At 72.0% G+C, this 10,262-nt stretch carries 9 protein-coding genes; 1 reads left to right on the forward strand and 8 read right to left on the reverse strand.

The features are described 5' to 3' along the window. A partial coding sequence (locus tag F8568_RS47530; RefSeq protein ID WP_207750439.1) for a hypothetical protein occupies positions 1–190 on the forward strand: 190 nt, incomplete at its 5' end. A gap of 342 nt (positions 191–532) precedes the next feature. Here the strand turns inward: F8568_RS47530 and F8568_RS46140 are convergent. The 8 genes from F8568_RS46140 to F8568_RS46175 all read right to left on the reverse strand — a co-directional run bounded on the left by F8568_RS46140 (position 533) and on the right by F8568_RS46175 (position 10,123). After that, positions 533–1,534, reverse strand: a complete 1,002-nt coding sequence (locus F8568_RS46140) for a DUF6177 family protein (RefSeq protein WP_151600507.1) — start codon at positions 1,532–1,534, stop codon at positions 533–535. Continuing rightward, positions 1,531–1,911 carry a hypothetical protein gene (locus tag F8568_RS46145; protein WP_151600508.1) on the reverse strand — a complete coding sequence of 127 codons (381 nt, stop codon included), beginning with the start codon at positions 1,909–1,911 and terminating at the stop codon, positions 1,531–1,533. The genes F8568_RS46140 and F8568_RS46145 overlap by 4 nt, the downstream gene beginning before the upstream one ends. Next, positions 1,911–5,936, reverse strand: coding sequence for a type VII secretion protein EccCa (gene eccCa / locus F8568_RS46150; RefSeq protein ID WP_151600509.1), 4,026 nt, complete (start codon positions 5,934–5,936; stop codon positions 1,911–1,913). The genes F8568_RS46145 and eccCa overlap by 1 nt, the downstream gene beginning before the upstream one ends. Before the next feature lie 91 nt (positions 5,937–6,027). Next, positions 6,028–7,002, reverse strand: a complete 975-nt coding sequence (locus tag F8568_RS46155) for a MinD/ParA family ATP-binding protein (RefSeq protein WP_151600510.1) — start codon at positions 7,000–7,002, stop codon at positions 6,028–6,030. A 10-nt stretch (positions 7,003–7,012) separates the two neighbouring features. Beyond that, complete coding sequence (gene eccD, locus F8568_RS46160; RefSeq protein ID WP_151600511.1) at positions 7,013–8,335, reverse strand: type VII secretion integral membrane protein EccD; 1,323 nt, start codon at positions 8,333–8,335, stop codon at positions 7,013–7,015. Positions 8,336–8,351: 16 nt separating this feature from the next. Next, the gene (locus F8568_RS46165) at positions 8,352–9,314 is read right to left on the reverse strand and encodes a TNT domain-containing protein (protein ID WP_151600512.1); all 963 of its coding nucleotides are present in this window, start codon (positions 9,312–9,314) and stop codon (positions 8,352–8,354) included. A 62-nt stretch (positions 9,315–9,376) separates the two neighbouring features. Then, on the reverse strand, positions 9,377–9,685 hold the full coding sequence (locus tag F8568_RS46170) for a pore-forming ESAT-6 family protein (RefSeq protein ID WP_151600513.1): 309 nt from the start codon (positions 9,683–9,685) through the stop codon (positions 9,377–9,379). 75 nt (positions 9,686–9,760) lie between these two features. Beyond that, a complete protein-coding gene (locus tag F8568_RS46175; protein ID WP_202126173.1) occupies positions 9,761–10,123 on the reverse strand; it encodes a hypothetical protein in 363 nt (120 codons plus the stop codon). Between the last annotated feature and the right edge of the window lie 139 nt (positions 10,124–10,262).

Consider the following 10,262-nt stretch of genomic DNA (forward strand, 5'->3'; position numbering starts at 1 on the left):
CCACCGTTCGTCAACCCCCGAACCCGACCACGACCTGCAGCGCAAAAGACCGGTGGCGCGTCCGGCGATCGACCGGACTGTCTCCGCAACGGCTTTCTCACGCAGCCGCCGAGATACACAGAACAACACCTATGCGGCAGAATGCGGTGACGGCCTTCGGGACGTCGCCGAGTTGCCGGAGCCGGACTAAGGTGGAGGGTGAGGATGGCCCGCACGACGATGGGTGAGGTGGCTGGGTGAGCAGTGGGCCTTCTGTGGGATGTGCCGTCCCTGAGCGCGGCGGCATCCCGCTCGCTCTGGGTGCGGACCTTGGCGTGGTGCCGGTTTTGCAACTTTTGCGTTTCGCTCCCCGGCGCGCAGCCGTCCCGACGCGATCGCGATCTGCTCGGCGACGTCCTCGATCACCGTCCCGCGGGTCATGGCGCCTGCGTAACGTCTCCGCGCAGCCCGGCACCCGCCTGATACCTCCGCTTGCCTGAGAGCGTGCGGCTCGCTGACCCGGCGAAGCACTCCGCGCTGCGGGGCCGCAGGATCATGTCAAGTGCCGGATGAGGGCGCCCATCCGTTCCCACGGCGGGTCGGAGGTGTCGTCGGCGAACGCGTACCAGGCTCCCGGTTCGGCCGGGTCTCCGATCAGCCGCCCCTTCACCGGCGCCGACAGCGCGCGTTGGCTGCCCGCTTCGGCGACTCCGGCCGGACCGAGCGCCAACGCGAGCGGGCGGGGAAACCCCAGCAGGCGGGCCGGATAGGTAAGGTCGGCACGCCCCGGCATGCAATGGGCCGTGAGCGTGCTGAGTTCGCCGGTTCCGGCGTACCGGTCCGCCAGAGACTCGAGGGCGCCGAGGGGGCCCGGCGACCAGGTGTCGCCAGGCAGCGACATCACGAAGATGACCTCTTCCCTCACACCCGTATCGACACGTGATACCTGCACTGTGCCGCCGAAGGGCGGGCCCGGCTCCCCATGGCCGCCCGTGAACACCAGCCAAGTCGGACGTGGTGCGCGGCGGCGGCACAGGGCGGTCAGAGCGGCCCGGTCCCAGCGGGCCACGGCCGGTTCGGCGGCGCCCCATCCGGACGGGGCGGCGCCGGCGAGGAGCAGCGCCAGCTCCTCGACCGCCGAGCCCAATACCAGCTCTTCCGTGGCGTCGTGGACGACACGTAGGTCGACGATGACGTGATGCCCCAGTTCCGCGTCTTCGGGGCCGCGCAGGAAGGTGGGGGACGGGCCGTCCGTCCTGGCACGCTCGGCCACAACGAACTCGGTGCCGTTCCAGTCCACCGGGAGCCCGGAGAACCCCTCGTAGTGGCCGTCACCTGCGTGCACGATCCAGCGTGCCTGCGGGCCGCGGAAGGCCAGCCGCAGCGGCAGCGTGATCCGGGTGTCGGGCGGGGTGAGCACCTGGAGCACCAGGTCTTCGGCCGCGCACCGCGCCATGACGTCGGTCACCCATGACGAGATCGGCACGATCTCCCGGTCCCGCGTGATGACGACGCTCCTCTCGGTGGCCAGGTCGACGGCCGGATGCTCCCTCACGTCGGCTCCGGTGGTTCCGGGGGCGCCGGCGGCCACACCGCGCCGCCCAGCCGGGAGATCAGCTCCGCGGCGAAACGGTGCGCCACGGCGGGCCCGTCCGGGGCGTCGTCCGGCACCCACGCCTCCATCCACCAGTACGGGATCGCCAGCCCAGCGGTGACGCGGTCCCCGAGCAGCCGCTCCACCTCGCCCTCGACCTCGACCCGCTGTGCCTCCTCGATGCTCACCAGCACCCGGTCCGACTCGTCGCAGAGCTGGACCAGCCTGTCATCACCGGCGGCCCGGACCCACAGCGACTCGTCCGCGACCACCATCGAGTCGGCGAGGTCCAGGGCGTTGGGCTCACGTTGGGTCAGCACGACCAGGAAATAGGCCATTACGCCTCCCGCAGGGAGGACGGCCGCGGTGCGGGGACGCCGGGCGGCTCGTCCAGCAGCGCCGTCTGGATGAGTCGTGGGCCGTCTCCGCGGGTGAGCCAGAGTCCGCGTCCCGGCGGCTGCGGCCGGGCGTACACGCGGGGGAACAACTGCCCCTCCGATCGGTCGCCGGACATCAGTAGTGCGCCGGTGCCGATCTCCCGCATCGCCTGGACGAGCGGGTCGTACATGCCGCGGGACGCTCCGGCGACGCGGCGGGTGACGACGAAGTGGACACCGATGTCGCGGCCGCCGGCGACGAACGGCAGGAAGGGTGCGAGCGGCTGCTGCCCGGCCGTGGTGAGCAGGTCGTAGTCGTCCACCAGGATGACGATGCGCGGTGTCGGGACGGTGCCGTCGCTGTCCGCGGCGACGTCGTCGGGCATTCGTTCCTGCAGTTCCTGCGCCACGTTCGCGGCAAGCCCGGCGCACACGCGCGGAGTGGTGGCGTATCCGCCGAGGTAGGGCGCCGGGATGACGTCGCGCAGCGTCCGGCGCGGGTCCATGACAGCGAACACCATCTCGCCGGGCGTGTACCGGGCCATCAGGCCGCCGGCGATCAGCCGCAGCAGGTTCGTCTTGCCGCATCCGCCGTCGCCGAGGACGAGCAGGTTCTGGTCGACGCCGAACAGGTCCAGGGGCACCGGGGCAAGGTGTCGCTCGTCCACGCCGATCGGCACCAGCCTCGGCTCGTCCGCCGGGCCGGGCAGGTCGTGCGCGGGCAGCCGGTGCGGCAGGACGCGGACCTGCGCCGCCACCGGCCCGGCGGTGGCGCCCCGGATCCTGCCGACCGCCGACTCCACCGCCTCGCCGAGCGCGGACGGATCGGGCGCGCCGCCGATCGCGGGCACAGCGACCTGCGCGAACAGCTTGGCCTCGGTCAGGACGCGGCCGGGCAGGTCCGCGCTGATCGTCTGGGCCAGTTTGCGGTCCACGGCGGAGTCCGAGGGGTCGTTCAGCCGCAACTCGACCCGCTGCCCGAAGTTGGACTGGGCCGCGATCCGCACGTCGTTCCAGCGCAGCATCCCGGCGACCACGTGCACGCCGTAGCCGCCGCCGCGCTGCAGCAGGTCGGCGACCATGTCGTCGATCTCCTCGAAGTCGGTGCGGATGGCTCCGAAGCCGTCCACGAGGAGCACGACGTCCGCGCACGGCAGTTCGGGCACCAGCCCGTCGGCGTGCATCCGGCGCAGCCGCGCGACCCCGTCGATGCCGCGGTTCCGGAAGACCTCCTGGCGGTGCTCCAGCATCCCGTGGACCTCCTCGACCGTTCGCCGGATCCGCTCGTAGTCGGTGCGGCCCGCGATTCCGCCGACGTTGGGCAGGCCCTCCAGAGCCTGGAGCCCGCCGCCGACGAGGTCCAGCCCGTACACCGACACCTCAGAGGGTGAGCGGGTGAGCGCAAGCGAGAGCGTGAGCGTGCGCAGCAGCGTCGTCTTCCCGGTCTGCGGGCCGCCGGTGATCGCGACGTGCCCGCCGGCCGCCGTCAGATCGAGCCGCCAGACGTCCTGCCATTGCCGGCGGGCGTCGTCCAGCAGACCGACCGGCACCTCGAGCCCCTTCCCGCGGGCGTCCGGCAGGTGCATCCCGGCGGCGGTGACCTGGACGGGGCCGCAGATTTCCTCAAGCGTCACCAAGGACGGCAGCGGCGGCAGCCAGATCGTCTGGACCCGGCGGCCGTGCCGGGACAGCGACTCGACCGTCACGTCCAGCAGCGTCGGCCCGGAGGTCCGTTCCGGCAGGCTCGGCTCGTCGGCGCCGTCCCCCTCCGTCTCCGTGCGGCGCCTGGCCGTCTCGCTCCTGTTGAGCACCGGATAGAGGCGGACCGGCGGTGCCTGCCCGGCGGGCTCCTCGTCGGCTACCGCCTGGTCGCGGTACGCCCCCGACACGTAGCCGCCCTTGAACTTCAGGTAGACGCTGGTGTCGACCTTGAGGTACCCGAAGCCGGGCAGGGCCGGCAGGTGGAAGGCGTCCGTCGTGCCGAGGACAGTCCGGCTCTCGTCCTCGGAGAACGTGCGCAGCCCGATCCGGTAGGACAGATAGGTTTCCAGGCCGCGCAGCTTGCCGCTCTCGACGCGCTGGCTGGACAGGAGCAGGTGGACGCCGATGCTGCGGCCGATCCGGCCGATGGACAGGAAGAGTTCGATGAAGTCCGGACGAGCGGTGAGCAGCTCGCCGAACTCGTCGATGATGACCAGCAGGTGCGGCAGCGGGGGCAACTCGGGCCGTTCCGCGCGCAGGTGGTTGTAGTCGCCGACGCTGGCGATGTTGCCGGCGTCCCGCAGCACCTGCTGGCGGCGCTGCACCTCGCCGGCCAGGCTCGCGTAGGCGCGCTCGATGAGCCCCGCGTCGTCCTCCAGGTTGGTGATGACCCCGGCGACGTGCGGAAGCGATCCGAAGGGCGCGAACGTCGCTCCCCCCTTGTAGTCGACCAGCACCATGCTGACCTGCTCGGGGGAGTGCGTGGCGGCCAGGGTGAGGACGAGCGTGCGCAGCAGCTCGCTCTTGCCGGACCCGGTGGCCCCCACGCACAGCCCGTGCGGGCCCATCCCGAGGCTCGCCGCCTCCTTCAGGTCGAGGATCACCGGCCGGCCTGCCTCGTCCAGCCCGATCGGCACCCGCAGGAAGGCCCGCTCGGAGCGCGGCGCCCACGACCTGGCCACGTCCACATGGGCCGGGTCCTCCAGGCCGACCAACGAGGCGAAGTCGACCTCGCCGCCCTGCGCCGCGGATTCCTCGGCGGACTCGCGGGACAACCGCAGCGGCGCCAGCATGCGGGCCAGACCCTCCAGCATCCCCGGCGGGACGTGGTCCACGGTTCCCGACATCGTGACCGCGGTCTCCCCGCGCAGGTCGGTGACCTCGACCCGGTCGCCGTCCACCAGGATCCGGATGTTCACCTCGTCGGGCTCGTGCTCCCGCCGCTCCACCAGATGCACGACCGTCGCGGCCAGGTCGGCGACCGGAACGCCGGGGTCCGGCCGGGCGAGCTCGGAGGCCGGCTCCCCGTGCGTATCGTGGATCAGCACCAGGCGCTGCTGGAAGCGCAGCGCCTCGCGCGTCCCGAGCCCGCGCGCCACCTCGGCCGCGAGATCGGCGCGGGCCCGCAGATCGTCGGCCAGCAGCGCGGCGATCCGCTGCGGGCTGGTCGCGACGAGCCGGATCGGCGCGCCGCAGTCACGACGTCGCCGATCATGCGCGTGCGGCAGCCACTTCAGCCAGTCCCAATCGGGGACGCGCCGGCCGCCGTAGGCGACGGCCACGTCCTCGGGCGCGTGGAACGCGGCGAGTTGCGCGATCAGCGCACGCAGCAGCCGCAGCGCGTCCTCGCGCGGTCCCACCACACTGACGTCGCCGGCCATGTCCAGCGGCAGGGCCAGCGGCATGTCGGGGGCCGTTTCGAACCGTGCGGCCAGGGCGCGCGCCTCCGCCAGCATGAACGGGTCCGCCGGGGTCATCGCCGACGCCTGCACGCCTACTTCCAGCGGCTGCCCGGGTACCAGGCCGGTCCCTATGCGGACGCGCAGGAAGTCCGCGTCGCGCCGCCGTCTTTCCCACAGTCGCGCCGGGTCGCGCAGCACGTCGTAGAGAGCCTCGGGCGGCGGGTCCAGAACCCGCGCCGCGGCACGCCTTTCCCGCTCCCCTGCGGCGAGCGTCTCCCGCAGGCCTTCCAGATGGTCCAGGTACCGCTCGCGGCGGCCCCGGCGCTGCCGCGCCGCCTGCCCCCGCCGCGAGATCAGCAGCATGCCGCCCGCGAGCACCGCCACCACCAGCATCACAGCACCGAGCGCCATGAACGCGCGGTTGCGCAAGACGGTCATGACCGTGAGCGAGGACATCATGCCGGCCATCGGCAGCAGGGTCATCAGCTGACCGCCCGGAGTGCCGGACTCCGGCAGCGCGGGCGGGGCCTCGATCTTCTGGACGGCCCGTTCCGGCGGGGCATGGACGGTACGCGCGGGCCGATGCACCACCCGGGTCGTCACGGCGCCTCCTCAATGCTCGCTGGTGCCGCTCAACGATCGTGCTGGACTGCGGCGGTTCTTCAGAAGGTCCATCCGGGCCGGCCGGAGCCGGTCAGGGACGGAGCGCCGCCCGCAGCGCGGCGGCGGCGAGATCGATGGCGGAGACCCTGGTCGAGTAGCCCAGACGGTCGGGATCGATGGTCGTGCCGACGGCCAGATGGTCGTCGTAACCCAGCCGGACCGTCTCCACCCCGGTATCGCGGAGGGCCGCGCGGGCGCCCGCCAGGTCGAACGCTCGCGAGCCGGGCCGGCTGTGGACGGTGAACACAACGATCGTGCGCCGCACGAGGTCATGCATGGGGCCTCTGTGCAGCCAGTCGAGGACACTGCGGGCGCTTGCCGTGCCTTCCCGCGTGGCGGAAGTGACCAGTACCTGGGCATGCGTGGCGGACAGGACCGCCTGGTGCAGGTCCGTGCGGATGCCGGCCCCGCAGTCGGCGATCGTCACGCCGAAGAACCGGCTGAGGGACAGTCCCTTGGCGCTGTAGGCGGCGGCGTCGAGCCGGCCGCGCCCCAGGGCGTCCCGGGGGCCCGGCAGCGCCCACAGCCGTTCGCCCATCCGCTCCAGCTGCGGCTCGATCTTCTCGAACGAGGCCGTCCCCACGTCCAGTTTGGTCAGGCCGGTCGTCGAACTGCTGGGCCGGACGCCCAGCCGCAGGGGCAGCGACCCGAACTCGGGGTCGAGGTCCAGGGCGAGTACGCGGTCCTGCCGATAGCGGGCGAACGCCGTGGCGATGAGCGTGGTGACGGTGCTCTTCCCGGCCCCGCCGCGAATACCTGTCACCGCGATCCGCCGGCCGGTCGTGACAGGGTGCTGGATCCAGCGGCCGTTCTCGGTGAGGGCCTGCACGTCTTCCGCCGCCCGGAACGGTCCGGCCGCCGCATGTCGCAGGCGCCGCAGCATCGAGTCGCCGTGCACCTCGCCGAGGACGAGGTCGTCCGGTCCGATGGGCGGCCGGCGCGGGGGAGGGTCGAGCACCGTTCGCTCGGTCAGTGCTCCGCGCCGGACCTGGTCTTGATCAGCCACTCCAACCCCTTCAGAACGTGCCGAGCAGGCGTTCGAAGGTGCCGAACGCGCCGATCGCCACCGGTACGATCGCCACCGCCGCCAGCGCTTCGATCCGGTTCATCGCCAGGCGCAGCCTGGCCCGCACATGCTCGGGCCGGTCGCCCGCCAGCACGGCGGCCGGCACTGCCAGTGCCACCGCCAGCACCGCCAGGGCGGGCCAGGCCCCCCAGGAGTACTCGGCCGCACAACGGACGCACAGGCCGGTCACGATCGTGACCGCCGCGGCCAGCAGCGCGACCTTCTCCATCACGAGCGGGAACACCCGCGCGCGGCCCGCCAGGATCAGCGCCAGCAGCCCCGCCAGCGCGGCGGTGTAGCCGTCGAGCCGGGTGAGCGCGCCGAGGCCCGCGGCGCCCGCCGCCAGCGAGACCGCGATGGTGGCGATGGTGAGGCTGCGGTGCGCACCGTCCAGCGCCCGCAGGACGTCCCCGCGCAGCACCGCGTCGCCCGCGTCGCGCCGGTCGTCCAGCGCCGTCAGCCCGGACAGCGAGACCGCCAGCCGTACAATCGAGCCGAGCAGGATCACGCATCCGAGCGCCACGACCGCCGCGGTGCGCGCTGCGTCCAGCCCGAGTGCGGCGCAGACACCGGCCGACGCGGCCAGCAGTGCCGCCGTCCCGCCGCCGAGCAGGCCGCCACGGCCGAGCGGCGAGGCGACCCCCAGCAGCGCGAGGACGGCGGCGGTCACCGCCGTCAACCCGGCCCAGCGCCCGGCCCCCGGCCAGTGGCCATCGGTGGCGGCCCACAGCGCGAGAGCGCCCACCGCCCCTCCGCCGATGGTGATCGCGCTTCCGAGGGGCTCGCGCCAGAGCCGGCCCACCGGCGCGCCGCCCCCCAGCAGCACGGCCGCGGCCCCGGCCAGCACCCAGGGAACCGCGTGCGCGGGCAGCACGGCCGATGCCGCCAGCCCGGCGGCGAACGTCAGCCCGGCGAAGGCTGCGGTGGACGTCCAGCGCGCCGCCTCCGGACCCCACGACGCCGGAAGATCGTCCATCGTGTCGCCCACGACCTCGGGCACCTCATGCACCACCGGTGTGGGCAGCGGCTCGTCGGCGTGCACAAGGCGCAGGACCGCGCCGTCCGGAATCCGCCGGTCGGCCAGGCTCACAGCGGGATCCAGCACCTCGCCCGTGGACGTCACCAGATGCCGCAACCGCGGAGGGCTCAGCACCCGGTCATTCAGCAGTTCCAGGACATCGGGCATCAGCGCGCCGACCGGCGTTCGCGCGGGCAGCACCATGTCCAGCCGACGTGTCTCGCCGACCAGGGTCACCCTGCTCCACATGGACATGAGGCCTCCGTACAGGTCATTTGGGCACGACCGTGCCGGTGACGCGTTCCAGGTATCCGGTCTGCAACAACCACCGGACGGTGGGCAGCACGGGCGGCTGTGGGAACAGTCCGGCGTCGACCGTGAAACGCACGCCGCCGCCTCGGCCGCCGTTGGCGGGCGCCGCGACCGATGCGGTCACCGAGAACGGCTGGACGACGCGATAGCGGTGATAGTCGGAGGCCAGGTGAACTCGGGCGGGCAGTCCCCGCGGCGCGAACGGCGTCCCGAACGGGAATAGCAACGATCCGCTCTCCTGCCCGAACGCGTCCACCAAGGCGCCCTGCGCCAGCGGGTAGGCGATGGAGGCGCGACCACTCTGCGCGATCTTGTTCCGTGCGTCCGCCGCCAGGTTCGCACCGTCGCGGATGGCGACCCGCTCGGCGCGGGCGTCGAGCGGGTGCACGGGACGCTCCCGGACGACCAGCTGCCCGTACAGCCAGCGGGACGCCTCGTCCTCGGTCGTGAACTGGCCGCCGATCCGGCCCTTCTGGAACTCGACGACACCGCCGGAGAAGCGGTCGGTCTCCTTGGCGATGACGTAGTAGCTCGAGACCGCCCCTGCCCTCGGACGTGGCTGGCCGGGGAGTACATACAGGCCGCGCGGAACCTTCGCCTCATCGAGCGCCGTCCGCAGCATGGCGAACGTCACTTTGGCGCCCACCCAGCTCGCGGGAACCTCCGTCCCTCCAGTGAGGGGGGCGCTCTGTGATTGCTGTTCCTGCTGGCGCTTCTGCTCGTTCAAGGTGGAACGCAGGAAGGACACGCCGACCAGCCCCGCGCAGAGCACCGCGGCCACCCACAGGCCGACGGCGGCCTTCATGGTGCTCTCGCCGAACTCCCGGCGGTTGCGCTGCGAGCCGAACATCAGCGCGTCACGGAGCCGCCGGCGGCGTACGACCACCGACTCCAGTAGCTGAGCGTCATAGTCGCGCGCCACCGGTTCCGCCTTTCACCGACACAGACCGATCCGTCCCGGTCGGGGCGTCGGGATGTGCCCGATCAGATGTCCTGGACGATCGCGTGTGCCTTTCCAAGCACCCTGTGTGCGATGTCGTCATTGTCCTCGAGTGTCTTCTTCACCAGGCGTATGATTTCGCGGGTTTCGTTGGCCGCGGCCAGCCACTTTGCCTCTTTGCCGTGGTAATCGTCCGATACTCCGGTGGCCTGCCAGTCGGCCAGCGCGGCCCGCACATCGGCGTCGCGCAGGCCGATCAGTGACTCCAGCCGGTTCATGATGACCTGGATGTTGAGCTGTGCCTCGCCCGAGGCGCCGAGGTCGTAGCTGCGCCGGTCGCTACCGTGCGTCATGGTCCGATGTCCTTTCCCGAACCGGAACAGTTACCAGTTCGCCGGGGGTCGGTTCACGGCATTCAGATCGCAGGGTCAGGCCGAGCGGAACTTCGATCCGTCGAAGATCGCCCCGGCCATCTTGCGGGCCGCGCCGTCGGCCATCTCGTGATCGCCGCCGCCGAACGCGTTCTCCAAGCCGGCCTGCGCGGTGTTCACCCGGTTGAGGTGGCCTTTCAGATCGGCCGTGATCTGATCCGAGTGCTCCTTGAACCGGTCGAACGCCGCCTTTCCGGCGCCGTTGAACCTGCCCGCCAGCGGTTCGGCCGCTGCGATCAGCATCTTGATGAGCGAGACGAGCTCATCGCCGCGGCTTCCTGTGTGCCTGGTCAGGTCGACCAGCGTTCCGGCACCCTGGTCCCAGCCATGCCCCGAGCCCGGACCCCACCGTGGCGTCATCGTGGTTCACCCGTTCCTTCGTGTATCTCGGCGGCTGCGTGAGAAAGCCGTTGCGGAGACAGTCCGGTCGATCGCCGGACGCGCCACCGGTCTTTTGCGCTGCAGGTCGTGGTCGGGTTCGGGGGTTGACGAACGGTGG

The sequence above is a fragment of the Actinomadura physcomitrii genome (genome assembly GCF_008923205.2).
Taxonomy (GTDB): Bacteria; Actinomycetota; Actinomycetes; order Streptosporangiales; family Streptosporangiaceae; genus Spirillospora; species Spirillospora physcomitrii.

Coding starts and splice junctions, on each gene's coding strand:
- F8568_RS46175 (WP_202126173.1), bottom strand. CDS start 10,123: ATGACGCCACGGTGGGGTCCGGGCTCGGGGCATGGCTGGGACCAGGGT.
- F8568_RS46170 (WP_151600513.1), bottom strand. CDS start 9,685: ATGACGCACGGTAGCGACCGGCGCAGCTACGACCTCGGCGCCTCGGGC.
- eccD (WP_151600511.1), bottom strand. CDS start 8,335: ATGTCCATGTGGAGCAGGGTGACCCTGGTCGGCGAGACACGTCGGCTG.
- F8568_RS46145 (WP_151600508.1), bottom strand. CDS start 1,911: ATGGCCTATTTCCTGGTCGTGCTGACCCAACGTGAGCCCAACGCCCTG.